Below are 19,876 nucleotides of genomic sequence, written 5' to 3'. Positions count from 1 at the left end.
ACCCGGGAAGCGCGCCCGGGGCTGCCCGCAGACCCACCCCCGCATCCCCGGTGATCCTGCTACCAGGAGCGCTGAGCCGCTGAAACCCGAGGCGCCGAACTTGCTCCTGGTAGCAAGATCATCTTCAGAAGGGGACCTGATCAGACCCGGACGCGGCGGCGGATCTCGGGGAGCGCTTCGCCACCGCCCTGGGGGCAGTGGTACCAGCGCGCCTCGGCCTCACGGCCGTCGAAGGCCACCTCGCCGATGGTGTTGCCGAAGTAGGGGCGCTCGGCCAGCCGCCAGGACAGCGGGCTGCGGCGCACCCCGGCCAGCCGGGTCATGATCTTCCCTGCCAGGTGGAAGGGCCAGCTCGCGGACAGCGCGGCCGCGCGGCGGAAGTTCGGCGGGAGCTGGTTGCACAGCGCGGAGGAGACCAGCTGGGTCACCCGGGAGGTCGTCTGCCCCTTCCGGGCCCGGGCGCGCGCCAGGTAGGAGAAGTGGACGTCCCCGCTGAGCAGCAGGACGGTGGCGGGGGCCGGGCCGCGTCCGCCGCGGGCCACCTCCAGCACGGCGTCGGCGAGCCGGTGGAAGGAGTACTGGAAGGCGCCCCAGTGCTCCAGGTCCAGGGCCTGGCGCAGCTTCTCCGCGGGGCCGCGCGCCGCCGCCCCCCAGGCGCCGCCGCAGACCGCCTCGTTCCAGGCCTCCAAGTGGTGCACGGAGGGCGGCAGCAGGATCGGGACCGTGGAGGCCACCACGAGGTGCTCGGGGCCGCCGGTGAGGTGCTGGTCGAGCCAGTCGTGCCCCTCCGGCCCCAGGATGGACCTGGAGCCGTCGTGGGGGTCTCCCTCGCCCAGGGCCCGCCCGCAGCGGGTGTCGGCCACCAGGACGCGTACGCCGCCGATGTCGTGGCGGTGGCTCCACCGGTAGGAGGCGGGGTCCTCGTGCGCCCGCCAGGCGAAGGAGTCCAGGGTGTCCCCGGCATCGCTACCGCGATCCCGGTGGTCGCGTACCACGGCCCACAGCGGGTCCTTGTCGCGTGCGTCGGGGGAGAGGTTTCCCACGTGCTGGTACACCCAGTAGGCGCCGAGTCCGCTGGTCATCCGGGTACGCCACCACGGGTGGTCGTCCATGGAGCGCCGCCAGGCGGCCGAGGTGTTCCAGTCGTCGCGGATGTCGTGGTCGTCGAAGACCATCAGGGTGGGGACGGTCGACAGCAGCCACCGCACCTGGGGGTCGGACCAGGCCTGCCGGTAGAGCTCGGCGTACTCGTCGTAGCGCACGACCTCGTCCTCGGGCGCGTCGTCCCCGGGACCCTCGCCGCGCACCCGCCCCAGCCGTGCCTGCCGGAGGAAGGCGCGCATGGGCTCCTGGAGTTCGTCGGCGTAGACCTGGTCGCCGATCAGCAACAGCGCCAGGTTCTCCCGGGCCTGGCCGTCCACGGCACCCAGACCCTCCCGGGCCAGTCGGCGCGCGGTGGCACGGAGCATGTCGGGACCGTAGCGCACCAGGCCCTCGGGTGTGTCGCCGGTGGGGGTGTGGCAGGAGCCGTACAGCAGGCGCGCGGGCGCGTCCGGGGCCAGAGTGCGCAGAACGCTCGGCGGCAGCGGGCTGTCGGGTTCGGGCCAGACCCGGTCCTCGGCGAGGAAAACCTCGTACGGAAGGACCGAACCGGGGGCCAGACCCTCGATTTCGCACACGGCGTAGTGGTGTCCGTGGACGGTGAAGGTCCGGGCGGCCGCGACCGCCACGCCGTCCACACGGATCCGTACGTCACAGGGCGCGTCAGTCTCCACCCACACCGTCGCCGTAGTGGGTCCCACATGCCGGAGCACCGGCCCCAGACGTAACGAGACAGTCACCCTTTTCCCTTCTTTGCACCAGTTTCACATACACCGACGACGAGTATGGCCGCTCCACGGCGCCCCCGACCATCTCCAAGCTGACCGGGGATGGTTGCACCGCGGGCCCGGCTGCGCGAAGGTGTCGCTATGCGGACACAGATCCTTGAGCTGCACACCGGCGGATCGGAGAGCATCACCGACATCACCGCGCAGTGCGGCGACTTCGTCGCCCGCAGCGGCGGCGACGGCCTACTCAACGTCTTCGTCCCGCACGCGACCGCGGGTGTGGCCATCATCGAGCTGGGAGCGGGGTCCGACGACGACCTCCTCGCCTCCCTCGACGACCTGCTACCGGCCGACGACCGGTGGCGCCACAAACACGGGTCCCAGGGGCACGGGCGTTCGCACGTCATGCCGGCGTTCGTCGCGCCACAGACCACGGTGCCCGTCCTGTCCGGCAGACTCGAACTGGGGACATGGCAGTCCATCGCTGTCGTGGACCTGAACGTGGACAACCCGGACCGACAGGTGCGGTTGTCCTTCCTAGGGTCCGGATGACGCGGATTCGACGCGTGCCGGGTTCGGCCGCGCGTTGACGGGAGATGCCACTAGCGTGTGAACTAGGCCATCAGCGATGGTTACGGACCCACGTGACGGGCGACGAAAAGGCCCGGCATCGTTGTGACAACTGCTTCGTGCAGGCAAGATTGAGAAAAACCATCTGTGGAGGAGAACTTTCGTGAGCGCGACCGCGGGCCAGGCACAAAGCGAACGCGGCTTGGCTGACCGACTCGGATTCAAGCCGGGTCAGGTGGTGCAGGAATTCGGCTTCGACGACGACGTCGACGAGGGGCTGCGCGCATCCATCGCCGAACTCACGGGCGAGGCGCTGGTCGACGAGGAGTACGACGGCGACGTCGACGCGGCACTGCTGTGGTGGCGGTCCGACGAAGAAGGCGACCTCACCGACGCTCTGATGGACACGGTGACGACCATCGCCGACGGGGGGACCATCCTGGTCCTGACCCCGAAGGCCGGCCGTGATCTGCACGTGTCCCCGAACGACGTCGCCGAGGCGGCCAACACATCGGGCCTTTCCCAGACCAGCGCGGTGAGCATCGGCGCGGACTGGTCGGGCACCCGCCTGGTCGTTCCCAAGCGGTGACGGACAGCACCCTCACCGGGTGAGACGTCCGGTGCCGCGCGCCCCAGCCAGAACGGGCGCGCGGCGCTGAAGGGCGCCCGCTGACCGGCGGGCGCCGACTCCGGCCTGTACAGCCGACGAACACGAACGCGAGCATGACCGACACCGCCACCGCGGGCAGCCGCGCGCCCGAGATCACACTCCAGGACCAGTACGGCCAGGACACCGTCCTGAGCTCCCTGCGGGGCGGCCCCGTGCTCGTGGTCTTCTACCCGCTGGCCTTCTCCGGCGTGTGCTCCGGCGAACTCGCCGACCTGCGCGAGCACCACGCCGAACTCAAGGCCCTGGACGTCACGGTCCTGGCGGTGTCCGTCGACTCCACCTTCGCCCTGCGCACCTGGTCCGACCGGGAGGGCTTTCCCTTCGCGCTGCTGTCCGACTTCTGGCCCCACGGCGCCGCCGCCCGGGCCTACGGGGTCTTCGACGACCAGCGCGGCGTGGCCCGCCGGGGCAGCTTCCTCATCGACGCCGAGGGCACCGTCCGCTGGACCGTCCACACCCCGGCCGGTCAGCCCAGGGACGTCGAGGAGTACATCGACCAGGCACGCCGCCTGGCCGGATAAGTCAGGCGCGAGTACCACCACAAAGCGGTATGATCGCTCGCGACGCACAAACGGGGCGCGTAGCTCAGTTGGTTAGAGCAATTGCCTTACAAGCAATAGGCCAGGGGTTCGAGTCCCTTCGCGCCCACTCCACTCCGGAACGATCCTGCTCGGGGGCCTTCGGCCGCCTCGCCGGGTCGTTCCGTCGTTTCCTCCGGGGGACGACCCCGGGCCCCCGGTGCGAGGCTTCGCCTCGCGGGTTGTAGTTGGCTTGCCCAGGGCCCACTCCTCACTTCGAAGCGCCCGCGAGGGCGCTTTCGTCGTTTCACGGTGCTGGCCATCACCAGCCGCCAGCCATTGGCCTCGATGGCGGTGGCGACCAGCTCCGGTAACCGTTCTGTGTAGTTCGCGCTGAATCGCCCTGCCCGGGGGCGATCTCCATCCACGATTGTCATGACCCGGCAGTCGGACCAGGAGCGCGACTCATGGCACAACGAGCGACGTATGCCCGGCTCACCGAGTACCTACGCGGCAGCGCGCGGGACGTGGTGACTGTGGCGTGGGACGAGCTGGACGAGGTCGTGGGCGGCCTTCCCGCCTCGGCCGTCAACCACTATCCGCGGTGGTGGCACGGTGATCGCTCACATACGCGGGCGTGGCGGCGTGCGGGATACGAGCTGGGCTTCGTGAAACCCGGGCATTCGGTGACCTTCCGAAGGAAGGGGAAGCCCCATGTTCCTCAGGGGCGGGGTTCCGCGCGATCGAGTCCGTGTGCGGCAAGTCGATCGAGTACAGAGCTGCCCCCGTTGGATCCCCGTAGTGCCTTGCTGGTCATCGCCTGTTCATCGGCCAAGGCCCCAGGAGGGCGCCCCCTCGCGGAGTTCGGCGGTGATGCCGGCTGGCCCCAGGAACTGATCGAGGCCCGTGCCCGTGTGCTCGCCCAGGCTGGAGCGGACGACGGCCGCCTTCTTCCCGCGTGGCGGCGCTATACCGGCCACTTCTACCAGCATGCCGGGCCCGCGTTGGCCGAGGCGGTCGCCAGTGGCCGGGTGCTGATCATCAGCGGCGGCTACGGCCTCGCACGGGCGGACGAGCCCATCGCGCGCTACGACCGCCCCTTGCGGCTGGCGGACTGGTCGCGGGGACTACTCGAACGAACCCTCGTCGCGGAGGCCCGCCGTGTCGGTGCGCGGTCCGTCGTCGGCTTTCTCGCAACCTCGAGCGACTACGCGAAGCTGTTCCGTCGTGTCGACTGGCGCGCGTCGGGCGCACAGGTGGTGCTGGCCACCGTCGAGGGAGTTCAGGACGGAGCGCAGGCGCGCGTGCCGCGGGCACTGGGCCAGGCCTTCTCCGCGTCCTGGCGAGAGGAACCCGGCGACCAGCCGGCCGGACTGACATGGGAGCCGCTGACGTGAGTACCACGCGACAACGCCACATCGACGAGTTCTACGCGCTGCTGGACGACCTCGCCCGCGTGGTTGGCGGCCCGCGCCTGCTGCGCGACTGCACCGGCCGCGATGCTTGGCCCAGCCACGGCGTCTACTTCTTCCTCGAGGAGGGCGAGCGGCTTCCCTCGGGCAAGCACCGAGTCGTCCGAGTCGGAACGCATGCGCTGACCCCCACCAGCCGGACCACCCTCTGGAAGCGGCTCGCCCAGCACCGGGGCAACCGTTCTGGCGGCGGAGACCACCGGGCGTCGATCTTTCGCCGCCATGTCGGGGCGGCGCTCATCGGCCGCGACGACAGCCATGACGGCCTCCTGGAGGCGTGGCTGGCCCCGTCCCGGAGTCCTGCGTGGACGAGCCACGAAGCCGAGGTCGAGCGGCGGGTCAGCGAATACGTCGGCCGCATGCCGTTCCTCTGGCTGCCGGTGCCCACGGGTGCCGACGGGAACAGTGACCGGGGTTTCGTCGAACGCAACTGCATCGCCCTGCTCTCTGGGGCCTCGGGCACGCTCAAAGCCCCGAGCCGGACATGGCTCGGGTACCACGCGGTCAGCCCCAAGGTGCGAGCCTCGGGGCTGTGGAACGTCAACCACGTCGAAGAGTCCTACGACCCCGCTGTCCTCGACCTCATCCGCGACCTGGTGCGCCGCTGCGGAGACCAAACCGAGTAGAGGCAAGGCAGCCGTTGGCACGCAGCCGGTCGACCGCTCCCGGAGAAGCCCGGGAGAACCGTCAGAGGCGAGGCCAGCGAGCAGACGCGGCCCTCGCCAGGCGGTCAGAGTGCAGGTCGGCAGGAGGCCGGTCCCGACGGTGGGACCTTCTCCTGCTCGGGCGCGGCAATCATGCGGGTGTCGGAGTAGGGGATGAAGACCTGATTTCTCCATACCTCGTTCGCGCAGCCTCTTGCGCACCGTTGCGGGTGTGGAGCTCAGCTCCCCGGCCTCCCCGCCCCGGATCTGCTTGGCGGTCTTCTTCCTGTCCCGCACGCGCACCCGCCCTGAGCCGTCGCAGAACCGCGCGGCCGGGCGGGAAAGCTCCAGTACCTGGCCTCGCCGGGGGTGTCGCCCCTTCTCGGCCGGAGCGCTCAGCGGTCCTTCCACGCCCGTTCCAGCAGGCGCTTGACCGTCGCAGGTCCCCCGCTCGGTGCGTCTGATCACGGCGCTGATCGCAGGGCGCAGCGGCCGGTCGCCCCCGCTCAGGGTCACCCGCTTGACAAGGTCCACCCGGCACGCGTTCGTGTCGGTCGGGGTCACCGGGCGGCTGCCCTCGGCGTTCGAGCCCTCGACGACCCGCCACGAGAACGAGTGCCCTCACGCGTCACCCGCGCGCGGTAAGCGCCCGGGTGTGACTGGAGATAATCCTTGCTTTTTTCTGTGTGTCCTTCCTCTTCGGGGCGTTCGTCACATTGACGGTGTTTGGCGCAGATAACGAACAATGAACTTGAGAAGGTTAGGCTAACCTAGCCCGCGTTGCGAGAAGCGGCTTGTCGGATCGGCGGGCCAGATCAAAGGGTGGGGCCAGTGAAAACTACGGTGCGAACACGATTCGCTACTTTTGGTGTCGTCGGTTCGCTGCTGGTCTCGGCTGGTTGCGGAGCCTCCGAACCCGTGCCCGAACACACCGCCCTCGCCGGTGAGAACGCCACGACATATCCCCTGGCCGTGGAGAACTGCGGTCAGGAAGTCACGTTCGACGCCGCTCCGCAGCGGGTCGTCTCCCTCGACCAGGGGTCGACCGAGATCCTGCTGTCCCTCGGGTTGGCGGAGCGCATGGTGGGGACGGCGTCGTGGACCGACCCCGTGCGCGAGAACCTCGCCCAGGCCAACGGCGAGGTGCCCAGACTGGCGGACGAGGCACCCACGTATGAAGTGACCCTGGACACCGACCCCGACTTCGTGACGGCGTCGTTCGGACGCCACTTCGCCCAGGGCGGAGTGGCCGAGCGCGGCCGGTTCGCCGAGGCGGAGATCCAGACGTACCTGTCGCCGACGGACTGCGACGGTGAGACGAGCATCAACGGCGGCGGCACCCGCACCAACCCGCTGACGCTCGACCCCCTCTACCAGGAGATCCGCGAACTCGCCCGGATCTTCGACGTGCCGAGCCGGGGCGAGGAACTGGTCGAGGAGTTGGAGACCCGGCGCCAGGCCGCGCTGGAGGACATCGGCGCCTCGGACCCGAGCGTGGTGTTCTGGTTCTCGGACCTGAAGACGCCCTACGTCGCCGGAGGGAGGGGGTCGGGGAACGTCCTGGCCGCCGAGGTCGGCGCCACGAACGCGTTCGCCGACCTCGACGACGACTGGCCGGCCACCACCTGGGAGGTCTTCGTCGACCGGGACCCCGACGTCATCGTCCTGGGTGACCTGAGCCGCGAGCGGGCCCCCGGTGACCAGCTGCAGGAGAAGATCGACTTCCTGCGGACCGATCCGGTCACGAAGGACCTCACCGCGGTCCGGGAGGAGCGGTTCGTCTCCCTGCGCGGAGCCGAGATGAATCCGTCGATCAGGATCATCGACGGGCTGGAGGGCCTCGCCGAAGGACTGCGTTCCCTTGAGGAGACCCGGTGACGCTCAGCCCCTCCCGGCCGGAGTCCGGCTCCCTTCCGACACTTCCCGACCGCTCGGTGCCGCGGTTCCTGGGGGTGGCCTCGGGAACGCTGGCGCTGCTGTTCGTGTCGGTCGGGGTGGCGATCACCCTGGGGCCCGCCGACGTGTCCCTGGTCAACGTGCGCGACATCGTGCTCAACCACCTCGGGATCACCGACGTCCCGGTCCGGGTGTCCAAGGACGCGATCGTGTGGAACGACCGCTTGCCCCGGTCCCTGGTGGCCGCCGCCTGCGGCGCCGGACTGGGTCTGTGCGGTGTGATCCTGCAGTCCCTGCTGCGCAACCCGCTGGCCGACCCCTACGTCCTGGGGATCTCCTCCGGGGCCTCCACCGGCGCCGTCGTCATCGGGATCCTGGGGATCGGCGGCACCGCGCTCGGTGTCTCCGGGGGTGCGTTCATCGGCTCGGTCACGGCCTTCACCATCGTCCTGCTGCTCGTGGGCATGACCGGCGGAGGCAACGACAAGGTGATCCTGGCCGGGATCGCCGTCACACAGCTGTTCTCCGCGCTGACCTCCTTCGTCGTCTTCGCCTTCGCCGACTCCGACCAGGCCCGGGGCGTGATGTTCTGGCTGCTCGGCTCCCTGGAGGGGGTGCGCTGGAACGACGTGGTGCTGTGCGGCCTCGTCGTCCTCGCCGGAACGGTCTTCTGCCTCCTGCGGGCTCCGGTCCTGGACGCGTTCGCGTTCGGAGACGACGTGGCCTCCTCCCTGGGCGTGTCCGTGCGACAGGCCCGCATCACCTTCATGACCCTCACGGCGCTGCTCACCGCGACGATGGTGAGCGTTGCCGGTGCCATCGGGTTCGTCGGTCTCGTGCTCCCGCACGCGGCCCGCTTCCTCACCGGCCCCCTCCACGCCCGCCTGGTGCCCGTGACCGCGCTGGCCGGAGCGGTCTTCATGGTGTGGGTCGACGCGGTCTCGAGGGTGGCCTTCGCCCCCTCACCGCTGCCCATCGGCGTCGGTACCGCCCTGGTCGGCGTGCCCGTCTTCATCGTCATCATGTTCCGTCGTAGGAGGACCCTGTGACACTCCGGACCCGAGAGGTCACGTGGAGCCGCGGCGGCCGGCTCGTCGTCGACGGCGTCACGCTGAGCCCGCGCCCGGGCGAGACCATCGGGCTGCTGGGCCCCAACGGCTCGGGCAAGTCCTCTCTGATCAGGCTGCTCTGCGGTGCGGTGCGGCCCACCTCCGGCGCGGTCGTACTCGACGGCACCCCGCTCACCGAACTAGCGCGGCGGGACGCGGCCCGTGCCATCGCCACCGTCACCCAGCACGCCGACACGGTCGTGGACATCGTGGTGCGGGACATCGTCGCCCTCGGCCGCATCCCCCACCGGGGCGCTTTCGGGGGCGACCGGCAACGGGACTCCGAGGCCGTGGCCGACGCGCTGGAGCGAACCGGGCTCACCCACAAGGCCGGGGAGCTGTGGCACCGGCTCTCCGGCGGCGAGAAGCAGCGCGTTCACATCGCCCGTGCGCTGGCCCAACAGCCTCGGGAACTGCTCCTCGACGAGCCCACGAACCACCTCGACATCCGCTACCAGCTCGATCTGCTCCAACTCCTCACCGAGCTGCCGGTCACCACCGTCGTCGCCCTCCACGACCTGAACCTCGCGGCGATGTTCTGCGACACGCTCATGGTGCTCAAGAACGGTCGCGTCGTCGCGGCCGGTCCCCCCGACGAGGTCCTGACACCGGAGCTCATCGCCGATGTCTACGAGGTCAACGCCGCCGTCCGGATCGATGACCAGACCAACCGTCCGCTGGTCACCTTCCGCCCGGGCCGGGTTCCCGGCGGGGCCCCGGCGCGCAGCTGACCCGGGGCGGCACGGCCCCCTACCCGGGGCGGTGTTCGGTCCCGGTGGGCTCCGTGCCGGCGCGGCAGGGCCCTGCCCGGGGCCTGGGAGTCCCGGGCAGGGCCGTATCCTCGCCGGTGCGGTCGGGTCAGTCGGTGATCGTCCAGGTCCCCCTGCGATGGTTGCGGGCGTTGCCGTCGGGGTCGTAGCCGCCCTCGGTGTTACCGGCGATGTCCACCACGAACCAGTGGACGGTGGTGGTCTCCTCGATCAGCAGGGTCTCCAGCTCCCCGCGCACGCCCGTGAGCTCCAGTTTGGGCGAATCGAAATCCGGACGGCTGCCGTCCAGGGTGTAGTGGATCTCCGCGGGCTCGTTCGTCTCGAACGCGACCTCCACCGGGCCGGAGTGCTCACCCGGGCGCGGCGAGACCGAAGAGCGCGGGCGGTACCGGTCGTTCTGGTACTCCAGCGCCACCTCCAGCATGGTGTACAGCCCGTTGGCGTACTCCATGCCCTGGGCGTGGGCCTCCTCCCACGGAGGTTGGAAGCCCGCCTGGCCCAGCTCGAAGTTCCAGGCGAAGACGCCGTTCTCGTACCAGAGGTGGTCGCCGGAGTTGCCCGCGGCCGAGTACAGCACGTCGATGATCGGGCCGGTACGGGCCGGGGTCACCACGGTGCCCCGGTGCTCCTTGATCGCGGTCAGGATGCTCGCCGAGGACTCCCAGAAGTAGGCCTCCTCCATCGCGGACGGCCGCGGCGTGGGGACGCGCCCCTGCGCGACGTAGGCACCCGGCGACCACATGAAGTAGTCGCCCGAGGAGTGGATGTTCATCGAGAAGTCGATGTTGTCGTGGGTGTCGACCAGCCATACCAGGTTCTGGTTCTCCGGCTGGGACAGCGGCCCCAGCTCCTCCGGCCCGGCGAACGTGGTGCTGGTGCAGTTGAAGGACGCTCCCGCGTAGCCGTCCCACAGGGTGTAGGCGCCGTAGTTGCGGTTGTTGTCCACACCCCACTGCGCGCCCCGCTCCACGGCCCACTGGTCGCGCGCGCCGTCGGTGTCGCAGTAGTTGGTCATGTTCTTGCGGTGCATCGGAACGTCGTAGAACGAGTAGTTGGCGCCGTCGGGGTTGAACGAGGGCATCAGGAAGATGTCCAGCTCGTCCACCAGCTCGGTGGTGGTGTCGTGGATGCCGTAGTTGCGCACCAGGCGCTCGGCTGTCTCGATGGTCACCAGCGGGGTCTGCCATTCCCGGGCGTGCTCCTGGGCGTAGCCGAGCACACCGGTCTTGGAGCCGTCCCGGGTGGCTCCGATGCGCAGTGCGTAGACCGGGGCGGGTTCACGGGAGACCTCGTCGGGGGCGTTGAGGAAGTCGCTGGCCCGCACCTGTTCGGCCCGCACCACCCCGTCCCCGGCGTTGCCCCGGAAGGTGAAGGCCCGGACCAGGTCACCGGCCCCGGCGTTGACCGCCTCCACGACCTCGGCCGCGGTCGTGGTGATCGCCCCGCCGCCGTCGGTGGCCAGGGACACGGCGATCTCGTCGCCCTCCACACCGACCGACAGCTCGGACCCGGGTTCGCCGGGGTCGAGCAGATCCACGACGAGGTCGTTGCCGCCCTCGTGACCGTAGGCGAGCGACTCCACGATCACACCGCGGTCGGCGTTGCGGCCGTTCACCTCCACCCCGAGGATCGCCTGGGCGTGGCGGCGGTAGCCGTTGGTCAGGTGCGGCAGCTCGATGACCTCGGCGATGTCCGGGTACTCGTCGGCGATCTGGTGGATGCGCTCGTACAGCTCACCCGGGGTCATGTAGGCGTTGAGGAAGTCCGTGTAGGGCAGCGGGTCCCCGGGCCGGTCAGGGTCGGGCAGCCACTCGTCGACCTCCGCGACCGTGGTGCCGCCGTGCGGGCTGGTGACCCGGATCCGGTCGGGCCTTTCCTGCACCGGCGCCTGACCGCGGTGGTACATGTACACCCCGACGTCGACGAAGGGGTTCAGGGTCTGCGTACCGCCGTCACCGATCTCGGTGCCGGGCCCGGCGTCGCGCTCCACGGTCAGCTGGAAGCTCCCGTCCTGCCCGAAACTGGAACCGACCTCCACGGACAGGAAGGAACCGTTGCGGCTCTCGAAGTAGTCCGCCCGTAGGATCCGCAGGTCGTCGGAGTCGGAACCGGATTCGGGGCTGGAGAACGTCCCGACCCCGCTCTCGGCCCGCAGCTCCTCGATGGCGGCTTCGCGCTCCTCGACGCGCTCCTGGGCGTCGGACTCGGTGTAGACGACGTCGCCGAAGGTGAACCCGGCGTCGTTGTAGGTGTCCAGGTCGAAGGGGCCGATCACGGCCTGTGCGACGAACCCGTGCTCACCGTCCGGGTCCAGTTGGGCGATGTCACCGCCCAGCTCCACGAGCTGGTCGAGTTGCTCGCGGTCGTTCAGGAAGACCTCCACCACGGAGACCTCGTCGAGTTCGAGAGTGGTCGCGCCGGGTTCGGCCGTCGCGGGCACCGGGGTCGGCAGCAGCAGTGCGAGAGCCGCTCCGACGACGATCCCGGTGCGTGCGCCGCGCCGCGACCGACTCCATGTCACGTGTCCCATCCAGGTCCTCTGCGCTCAGCGCGGAGCAGGCGGGTGGCCCGTCATCCGCGACAAGTGGCGCCACCGCCGGTCGGGCGGTGACGGACGGGCACGATCGGACCGGCCGCGGGACCACAGGGCAGCACTCACACCGTCGGGATCAACGTGTTCTACGCGGAGCTAGGGGAGGTGGGGGATAGGGGACACGGGGGAAGTGCCCGGGGTGGACGGCGCGGCCGCCGTCACGCACCCGAATCTGGCTGTCGGTCCGAGGCTGCCGTGGGGCCGGGGCCGCGTCAAGGACGGTAAAGCGAAAAATGTGAGCGGAGGGCTTGCACGGCTGGGAGCGGCCCCGTGAAACGATTGAGCGGCGGGCCGAGCGATGGACCGAGCGGGGGCGGGCGGCCGATGACCGACAAGATCGACTTCAAGAGGAGCCTTGACTCCTACCGGGCCAGACACGGCCAGTTCCGGATCCTGGAGGTCCCCGACCTCCAGTACCTCATGGTCGACGGCCACGGTGACCCGAACACCTCGGCGCTGTTCAGCGAGGGGATCGAGGCGCTCTACCCGGCGGCCTACAAACTGAAGTTCGCCAGCAAGCGCGAGCTCGGCCGCGACTACGTGGTCCCGCCCCTGGAGGGCCTGTGGTGGGCCCGGAACATGGACGCCTTCACGGCGTCGCGGGACAAGTCGAAGTGGGACTGGACGCTGATGCTGATGGTCCCGGACTGGATCGGCCCGGACATGTTCGCCGCCGCCGTCGAGCGGGCGGGGCGCGAGAACCGCCCGGCCCGGCTCGACGACGTCCGGCTGGAAGCGCTCTCCGAAGGCCGCTGCGTGCAGACGCTGCACCTGGGCCCCTTCGACGACGAGGCCGCCGTGCTCGCGCGCATGCATGAGGAGTTCATCCCGCAGAACGGGCTGCGCATGGTCGGCAGGCATCACGAGATCTACCTCAGCGACCCCCGCAGGACCGCGCCGGCCAAGCTCCGTACCATCCTTCGGCAACCGGTCACCGGACTCTGACCGGCGGGCAGGGGCCGGTATGACACCACCCGCCCCTTGCGCGCAGACGCGCGGGAACCGTTTCCTCGAACCGGCCTCAGGGGGCAACGGGAATATGTGCCACTTCGATTCTGATTCCGTCGGGGTCCTCCACGAAAACAGCGAAGTAACCTTCGCTGTACTCAGGGTATTCTCGTGGTTTGTGGACCACGGTCCAACCGCCGGCAACAACGGCTTCGTGCACCCTCAGGACGCTTTCTCTCCCCGCTACCGAGAAGGCGGCGTGGTGCCAGCCGGGGCGCCCGAGCGTGTGCGGTGAGGAGTCCTCTCCCTCGACCTCGAAGAGGAGGATCTCGGGATGGGGGCCGTGCCAGGTGCTGAGCTTGTCGTTGCAGGGGCCCCTCTCGTAGCCCAGCGGTAGCAGGACCGCGTCGTAGAACCGGCGGCTCTCGGTCATCCGGGAAGTGGTCAGAGCCAGGTGGTGCAGCATGGTCATGCTGCTAATTTAGCATGTTGATTCAATGATTCATGACAAATGTCTTTCCGTGGAATTCCCGAGGTTTTTATCGGAAGTCCCTTTTTTGGAAAAGGGGCCGGGGGAATCCCTGGCTCCGTGCTCGCCGACGCGCGACGTCCCCAGCCCCGGGCGGATCCACCGCAGCGGCCTTCGTGGCACGGTGTCCACGACACGAAGGCGCCTCGACGGTTCCGACCGTCGGGGCGGTGCGGGAACGGGTCCCGCTGCGGGTATCGGCGGCCAGGGCCCGGTCCGCGGTTCCAGGGCCTTCCTGGCGGGCGGGTGGCCGACGGCCCGTGGATATCGGTCTTCTCGAACCCGTCTTCCGGCTGCCCCTCCGGATGGGTCCCAGGCGCCCCCGCACCCGCCCGGTTGTGGCAAACCTCGCGTCCGCTGCCCGCCAGCGGCCCCTGGCCGGGGACTTTTTGTGGAGATCCCACAAAGCTGGGGCTCCGGCGTGAGCAATTCGGGACATTGGTGTACCTGGAGGTAATCCACCAAGCTGGAAGCAGGTGCAGGCGGCGCTCCGAGACCCGGAGGTCGCCTTCTGCGTGTTGGTACTTGGGAGGGGCATACCGGTGTTCAGTCGTGTCGCCATCGTCAACCGTGGAGAGGCCGCGATGCGGCTCATCCACGCCGTTCGGGATCTCTCGGCGGAAACCGGGGCCCGGATCGAGACGGTCGCCCTCTACACCGACGCCGACCGCAACTCGACCTTCGTCCGTGAGGCCGACGTCGCCTACGACCTGGGTCCGGCCTCGGCCCGGCCCTACCTCGACCTCGCCGTCCTCGAACGCGCCCTGCTGGAGACCGGGGCCGACGCCGCCTGGGTCGGTTGGGGCTTCGTCGCCGAGGACCCGGCCTTCGCCGAGCTGTGCGAGAAGATCGGCGTCACCTTCGTCGGTCCCAGCCCCGAAGCCATGCGCAAACTCGGCGACAAGATCGGCGCGAAGCTGATCGCCGAGGAGGTCGGTGTCCCCGTCGCCCCCTGGAGCCGCGGTGAGGTCTCCACCCTGGAGGACGCCCTGCGCGCCGGGGACGAGATCGGCTACCCGCTGATGCTCAAGGCGACCGCCGGCGGCGGCGGCCGCGGTATCCGCATGGTCGCCTCCTCCGAGGACCTGACCGACGCCTACGAGCGCACCAGCCAGGAGGCCCTGCGCGCCTTCGGCTCCGGCGTGGTCTTCCTGGAGCGCCTGGTCACCGGCGCCCGCCACGTCGAGGTTCAGGTCATCGCCGACGGCCAGGGCACCGCCTGGGCCCTGGGAGTGCGTGACTGCTCGGTGCAGCGCCGCAACCAGAAGATCATCGAGGAGTCCGCCTCCCCGGTCCTGGAGCCCGAGCAGGCCGCCGAGCTGAAGGCCTCCGCCGAGCGCCTCGCCGTGGCCGTCGGCTACCGGGGCGCCTGCACCGTCGAGTTCCTCTACCACCCCGGTGAGCGGCTCTTCGCCTTCCTCGAGGTCAACACCCGCCTCCAGGTCGAGCACCCCATCACCGAGAGCACCACCGGCACCGACCTGGTCCGCCTGCAGTTGCACGTGGCCGCCGGCGGCAGGCTCGAAGGCGCCCAGCCGGAGGAGTCCGGCCACGCCGTGGAGGCCCGGCTCAACGCCGAGGACCCCGACCGCGACTTCGCTCCCTCCCCGGGCCGCATCGCACGCCTGAACATGCCCGCCGGCCCCGGCATCCGGGTCGACACCGGCGTGCGAGAGGGCGACAGCATCCCCGCCGACTTCGACTCGATGATCGCGAAGATCATCGCCTACGGCCGCGACCGCGAGCAGGCGCTGGGCCGACTGCGCCGCGCCATGGCCGAGACCACCGTCATCATCGAGGGCGGCGCCACCAACAAGAGCTTCGTGCTCGACCTGCTCGACCAGCCCGAGGTGATCGACGGCAGCGCCGACACCGGCTGGATCGACCGGGTACGCGCCGAGGGCCGCCTGGTCACCCACCGCCACTCCGCCGTCGCCCTGGCCGCCGCCGCCATCGAGGCCTACCGCGACGAGGAGGAGGCCAGCCGCCAGCAGCTGCTGTCCACCGCACACGGCGGCCGCCCGCAGGTGCAGCACGACTCCGGCCGCCCCCTGGACCTCAAGCTCCGCGGGGTCGGTTACCGGGTGAGTGTGGCCCGGGTCGGGCACAACCGTTTCCGCGTCGGCGTCTCCGGCGGCGGCGACGTGTACCCGGCCGACGTCGAGATGGAGCGCTTCGACGCCCACAGCGGCCACATCGTCGTCAACGGCGTCCGGTTCCGGTTCGTGTCGGCCACGCACGGACCGGTCCACCTGGTCGAGATCGACGGCGTCACCCACCGGGTCAGCCGCGACGAGGGCGGCGTGGTCCGTTCCCCCGCTCCCGCGCTGGTGGTCGCCACCCCGCTGGCCGTCGGCGACGAGGTCGAGGCGGGCGCGCCCATCCTCGTGCTGGAGAGCATGAAGATGGAGACGGTGCTGCGCGCGCCGTTCCGCGCCCGCGTGCGTGAGTGCCCCGTGGCCGTGGGCGGCCAGGTCGAGACCGGCGCCCCGCTGATGCGCCTGGAGCCGCTCGGCGACGACGCCGCCGAGGACACCGGAACCCAGGCCGAGACGGTCGAGATCGACCTGCCCGCGCCGCTCCCGGCCGCCTCCGCCGCCCAGCGCGCCGACCAGGGTCTGAACGACCTACGCGGTCTGCTGCTCGGCTTCGACTTCGAACCCGACGAGCGCGAGCGTGTGCTCAAGGACTACCTCACCGCCCGCTCCGGGACCGGTGTGCAGCCGGTCGAGGGCGAACTGGACCTGCTCACCGTGTTCGCCGACCTGTCCGAGCTGAACCGCAACAAGCCCGGCGGCGGCGTCGACGCCGAGCAGGACAGCCGCGTGCACAGCCCGCGCGAGTACTTCCACAGCTACCTGCAGAGCCTGGACGTGGAGCGCGCCGGGGTCACCGAGGACTTCCAGGGCAAGCTCACCCGGGTCCTCGCCCACTACGGCGTCACCGGCCTGGACCGCACCCCGGAGCTGGAGGACGCGGTCTTCCGGATCTTCCTCGCCCAGCAGCGCATGGGCGGCTACGTCACGATCGTGTCGGAGCTGCTGCGCCGCTGGCTGGCCGACGCCCCGCCGCAGGAGGAGCTCGGCGAGCGCGCCGGTCTCGCCCTGGAGCACCTGGTCGAGGCCACCCAGGTGCGTTACCCCGCCCTGTCCGACCTGGCTCGCGGCGTGGTGTTCCGCTGGTTCACCCAGCCGCTGCTGCGCCGCAACCGCGCCAAGGTCTACGCCGCCGTCCGCGACGACCTGCGCCACCTGGACCGCGACCCGAACGCTCCGGACCGCGCCGAGCGGATCCAGTCCATGGTCGCCAGCTCCGAGCCGCTGGTCCGGATCATCGGGCAGCGGATCGGCCGCCCCGGCAAGGACCACGCGCCGCTGCTGGAGGTGCTGACCCGCCGCTACTACGGCAACCGCGGCCTGTCCGAGGTCACCGCTCGCCAGAGCGCGGGCTGCCAGGTGGTCACCACCGAGCACACCAACGGGCACGGGGTGACCCGCGTGGTCACCACCGCCGTGGACATCACCGCTCTGCCCGAGGCGCTCGGCGCGGTCGCCGAGCTCGCCGCCGACGCCGCCGAGCACAGTCTGGTCGCCGACCTGTACCTCACCTGGGAGGGCCAGCCGGACGCCGACGCCATGGCGGTGCGGCTCGGCCAGATCCTGGCCGAGAACCCGCTGCCCAAGGGCGTGCGCCGGGTGACCGCCACCGTGGCGGGGACCAGCGGTGCGGTCATGCACCACCACTTCACCTTCCGGCCCGAGGGCGGCTCCCTGGTCGAGGACCGGCTGATCCGCGGCCTGCACCCGCAGATCGCCCAGCGCCTGCAGCTGCAGCGGCTGCGGGAGTTCGACCTCACCCGACTGCCGTCCGCGGACGAGGAGGTCTACCTCTTCAAGGCCGTGGCGCGCAGCAACCCGTCCGACGAGCGCCTGATCGCGCTGGGCCAGGTCCGCGACCTGACCCCGCTGCGCGACCACGACGGTCGCCTGGTCGCCCTGCCCGCCGTGGAGGGCACGCTCGCCGCCTGCCTGGACGCCATCCGCAACATCCAGGCGCAGCGCCCGCACAACAAGCGCTTCGACACCAACCGCATCCTGATGTACGTGTGGCCGCCCACCGAGCTGAGCATCGACGAGCTCAACGCCCTGATGGAGCGTATCCTCCCGACCACCGACGGGGCCGGTCTCGAAGAGGTCCAGTTCGTGGCCCGCCAGCGCACCGACCAGGGCGAGCTCACCGAACTGGCCGTGCGGATCGGCCTGGACCCGGGCAACGGCGCCAGCGTGCGCGTCGAGGAGCCCTCCACCGAGCCGGTCCTGCCGCTGGACGACTACCGCCAGAAGGTGCTGCGCGCGGCCCGCCGCGGCACCACCTACCCCTACGAGCTGACCGGTATGCTCACCGGGCCCGACGGCAGTTTCGTCGAGCACGACCTGAACGAGGACAACATCCTCGTCCCGGTGGAGCGGCCCCGCGGGCAGAACTCCGCCGCCATCGTGGCCGGTGTGGTCACCACACCCACCGAACGCCACCCCGAGGGCGTCACCCGAGTCGTCCTGCTCGGCGACCCGACCAAGGCGCTGGGCGCGCTTTCGGAGCCCGAGTGCGCGCGGGTGATCGCCGCGATCAACCTGGCCGAGGACATGCGGGTTCCGCTGGAGTGGTTCGCGCTCTCCGCCGGTGCCCGGATCTCCATGACCTCCGGCACCGAGAACATGGACTGGGTCGCGGCCGCGCTCAAGCGGATCGTGGAGTTCACCCAGGACGGCGGCGAGATCAACATCGTCGTCGCGGGCATCACCGTCGGCGCCCAGCCCTACTGGAACGCCGAAGCCACCATGCTCATGCACACCAAGGGCATCCTGGTGATGACGCCGGACTCGGCGATGGTGCTCACCGGCAAGCAGTCGCTGGACTTCTCCGGCGGTGTGTCGGCCGAGGACAACTTCGGTATCGGCGGCTACGACCGGGTGATGGGCCCCAACGGCCAGGCCCAGTACTGGGCGCCGAACCTGCCCGCCGCCCGCGACGTGCTGATGGCGCACTACGACCACACCTACGTCCTGCCGGGCGAAGCGGCGCCGCGCAAGGCCCTCACCACCGACCCGGACGACCGCGACGTGTCGGACTTCCCGCACACCTTCGAGGGCAGTGACTTCACCACGGTCGGTGAGATCTTCTCGGTCGAGCACAACCCGGACCGCAAGAAGCCCTTCGACATCCGTACGGTGATGCGGGCCCTGGCCGACCAGGACCACGCGGTCCTGGAGCGCTGGGCGGGCATGGCCGACGCCGACACCTCCGCCGTCCAGGACGTGCACATCGGCGGCTGGCCGGTATGCCTGATCGGTATCGAGTCCCGCTCGGTCGCCCGTCGCGGCTTCCCGCCCACCGACGGCCCGGACACCTACACCGCGGGCACCCTGTTCCCGCGGTCGTCCAAGAAGACCGCACGGGCGATCAACGCCGCCTCCGGCAACCGACCCCTGGTCGTGCTGGCCAACCTCTCCGGCTTCGACGGCTCTCCGGAGTCGATGCGCAAGCTCCAGCTGGAGTACGGCGCGGAGATCGGCCGAGCCATCGTCAACTTCGAGGGCCCGATCGTCTTCTGCGTGATCTCCCGTTACCACGGCGGTGCGTTCGTGGTCTTCTCCAAGGCGCTGAACCCGAACATGACGGTCCTGGCCCTGGAGGGCTCCTTCGCCTCCGTCCTCGGCGGCGCCCCCGCCGCCGCGGTGGTCTTCGCGGGTGAGGTGAACAAGCGCACCGCCACCGACCCGCGTGTCACCGAACTCCAGACCCGGGTGTCGGAGGCCAGCACCAATGAGAGGGCCGAGCTCAGCGCAGAGCTCACCGAGGTCCAGTCCGCGGTGCGGGCGGAGAAGCTGAGCGAGGTCGCCACAGAGTTCGACGGCGTCCACAGCATCCAGCGCGCGGTCGAGGTCGGTTCGGTCGACGAGATCATCAGCGCCGCGGAGCTGCGCCCGAAGATCATCGAGGCCATCGCCAAGGGTATGAAGCGCTAATCCCGGACAGCGAATGTGAGTGGCCGGTCCCGAGCGGGACCGGCCGCTCACGTGGTTTCCAGGGGCCCGAAGCGGTCCTTGGTCTGTCATGATGTGCGCCTGGGGGCCAGAAACCATCGGGCCCGCAACAAGGTCACGCGGGGATAACGCTCCGCGTCGTCGCAGTTCGTTAAGTGTGAGCCCCGTGCATGCGGGGATGAACCGCCGTGACCTCCGAGACCAACAGCCACCTACACGTGAGCCCCCCGCGCGGGGACGATTCCCTAGCTGAGATTCAGGACTATCTCCGTAGAGGCCGGTGG

At 70.1% G+C, this 19,876-nt stretch carries 13 protein-coding genes, 1 tRNA gene and 1 pseudogene; 12 read left to right on the top strand and 3 right to left on the bottom strand.

Going from position 1 to position 19,876, the window contains the following annotated elements; genetic code table 11:
* Nucleotides 1–140: 140 nt before the first annotated feature.
* On the bottom strand, nucleotides 141–1,841 hold the full coding sequence (locus HNR07_RS11715; RefSeq protein WP_184364989.1) for an alkaline phosphatase D family protein: 1,701 nt from the start codon (nucleotides 1,839–1,841) through the stop codon (nucleotides 141–143).
* A gap of 129 nt (nucleotides 1,842–1,970) precedes the next feature.
* Here HNR07_RS11715 and HNR07_RS11710 point away from each other — a divergent pair, with 129 nt between their 5' ends.
* From HNR07_RS11710 to HNR07_RS11670, 10 genes and pseudogenes are all read left to right on the top strand, one after another.
* Nucleotides 1,971–2,381: a secondary thiamine-phosphate synthase enzyme YjbQ gene (locus HNR07_RS11710; protein WP_184364987.1), complete on the top strand. Its 411-nt coding sequence runs from the start codon at nucleotides 1,971–1,973 to the stop codon at nucleotides 2,379–2,381.
* 181 nt (nucleotides 2,382–2,562) lie between these two features.
* A complete protein-coding gene (locus HNR07_RS11705; RefSeq protein WP_017580909.1) occupies nucleotides 2,563–2,988 on the top strand; it encodes a DUF3052 domain-containing protein in 426 nt (141 codons plus the stop codon).
* A 134-nt stretch (nucleotides 2,989–3,122) separates the two neighbouring features.
* The gene (locus HNR07_RS11700; RefSeq protein WP_184364985.1) at nucleotides 3,123–3,590 is read left to right on the top strand and encodes a peroxiredoxin; all 468 of its coding nucleotides are present in this window, start codon (nucleotides 3,123–3,125) and stop codon (nucleotides 3,588–3,590) included.
* 53 nt (nucleotides 3,591–3,643) lie between these two features.
* Nucleotides 3,644–3,717, top strand: a tRNA-Val gene (locus HNR07_RS11695).
* 337 nt (nucleotides 3,718–4,054) lie between these two features.
* A pseudogene (locus tag HNR07_RS36290) lies at nucleotides 4,055–4,282 on the top strand (DUF7662 domain-containing protein); the annotation flags it as partial.
* 93 nt (nucleotides 4,283–4,375) lie between these two features.
* Nucleotides 4,376–4,984 (top strand): hypothetical protein, encoded by a 609-nt coding sequence (locus HNR07_RS11690; protein ID WP_246420271.1) that lies wholly within the window; start codon nucleotides 4,376–4,378, stop codon nucleotides 4,982–4,984.
* On the top strand, nucleotides 4,981–5,685 hold the full coding sequence (locus HNR07_RS11685) for a hypothetical protein (protein WP_221318786.1): 705 nt from the start codon (nucleotides 4,981–4,983) through the stop codon (nucleotides 5,683–5,685). Before HNR07_RS11690 ends, HNR07_RS11685 begins: the two co-directional genes overlap by 4 nt.
* Before the next feature lie 936 nt (nucleotides 5,686–6,621).
* Nucleotides 6,622–7,581, top strand: a complete 960-nt coding sequence (locus HNR07_RS11680) for an ABC transporter substrate-binding protein (RefSeq protein ID WP_312893760.1) — start codon at nucleotides 6,622–6,624, stop codon at nucleotides 7,579–7,581.
* A complete protein-coding gene (locus HNR07_RS11675; RefSeq protein WP_312893759.1) occupies nucleotides 7,578–8,648 on the top strand; it encodes a FecCD family ABC transporter permease in 1,071 nt (356 codons plus the stop codon). Before HNR07_RS11680 ends, HNR07_RS11675 begins: the two co-directional genes overlap by 4 nt.
* On the top strand, nucleotides 8,645–9,439 hold the full coding sequence (locus HNR07_RS11670) for an ABC transporter ATP-binding protein (protein WP_184364979.1): 795 nt from the start codon (nucleotides 8,645–8,647) through the stop codon (nucleotides 9,437–9,439). Before HNR07_RS11675 ends, HNR07_RS11670 begins: the two co-directional genes overlap by 4 nt.
* A gap of 127 nt (nucleotides 9,440–9,566) precedes the next feature.
* Here HNR07_RS11670 and HNR07_RS11665 read toward each other — a convergent pair whose 3' ends face one another.
* Nucleotides 9,567–12,008: a M14 family metallopeptidase gene (locus HNR07_RS11665; protein ID WP_184364978.1), complete on the bottom strand. Its 2,442-nt coding sequence runs from the start codon at nucleotides 12,006–12,008 to the stop codon at nucleotides 9,567–9,569.
* Nucleotides 12,009–12,395: 387 nt separating this feature from the next.
* On the opposite strand from HNR07_RS11665, the gene HNR07_RS11660 reads away from it, so the two are divergent.
* Complete coding sequence (locus tag HNR07_RS11660; RefSeq protein ID WP_184364976.1) at nucleotides 12,396–13,016, top strand: GyrI-like domain-containing protein; 621 nt, start codon at nucleotides 12,396–12,398, stop codon at nucleotides 13,014–13,016.
* A 76-nt stretch (nucleotides 13,017–13,092) separates the two neighbouring features.
* Here HNR07_RS11660 and HNR07_RS11655 read toward each other — a convergent pair whose 3' ends face one another.
* A complete protein-coding gene (locus HNR07_RS11655; protein ID WP_184364974.1) occupies nucleotides 13,093–13,491 on the bottom strand; it encodes a VOC family protein in 399 nt (132 codons plus the stop codon).
* A gap of 599 nt (nucleotides 13,492–14,090) precedes the next feature.
* Between HNR07_RS11655 and HNR07_RS11650 the strand changes: the two genes are divergently transcribed.
* Nucleotides 14,091–19,574 carry an ATP-binding protein gene (locus HNR07_RS11650; RefSeq protein WP_184364972.1) on the top strand — a complete coding sequence of 1,828 codons (5,484 nt, stop codon included), beginning with the start codon at nucleotides 14,091–14,093 and terminating at the stop codon, nucleotides 19,572–19,574.
* Nucleotides 19,575–19,876: the final 302 nt, after the last annotated feature.

It is taken from the genome of Nocardiopsis metallicus (assembly GCF_014201115.1).
In the GTDB taxonomy this organism is placed as follows: Bacteria; Actinomycetota; Actinomycetes; order Streptosporangiales; family Streptosporangiaceae; genus Nocardiopsis; species Nocardiopsis metallicus.
The sequence above is the reverse complement of the archived record's forward strand: the minus strand, read 5'-3'. Positions and strand labels throughout refer to the sequence as shown.

Bases quoted from the DNA above. Each gene is read 5' to 3' on its own strand.
- HNR07_RS11710 (WP_184364987.1), top strand. From the start codon at position 1,971: ATGCGGACACAGATCCTTGAGCTGCACACCGGCGGATCGGAGAGCATC.
- HNR07_RS11655 (WP_184364974.1), bottom strand. From the start codon at position 13,491: ATGACCATGCTGCACCACCTGGCTCTGACCACTTCCCGGATGACCGAG.
- HNR07_RS11660 (WP_184364976.1), top strand. From the start codon at position 12,396: ATGACCGACAAGATCGACTTCAAGAGGAGCCTTGACTCCTACCGGGCC.
- HNR07_RS11665 (WP_184364978.1), bottom strand. From the start codon at position 12,008: ATGGGACACGTGACATGGAGTCGGTCGCGGCGCGGCGCACGCACCGGG.
- HNR07_RS11700 (WP_184364985.1), top strand. From the start codon at position 3,123: ATGACCGACACCGCCACCGCGGGCAGCCGCGCGCCCGAGATCACACTC.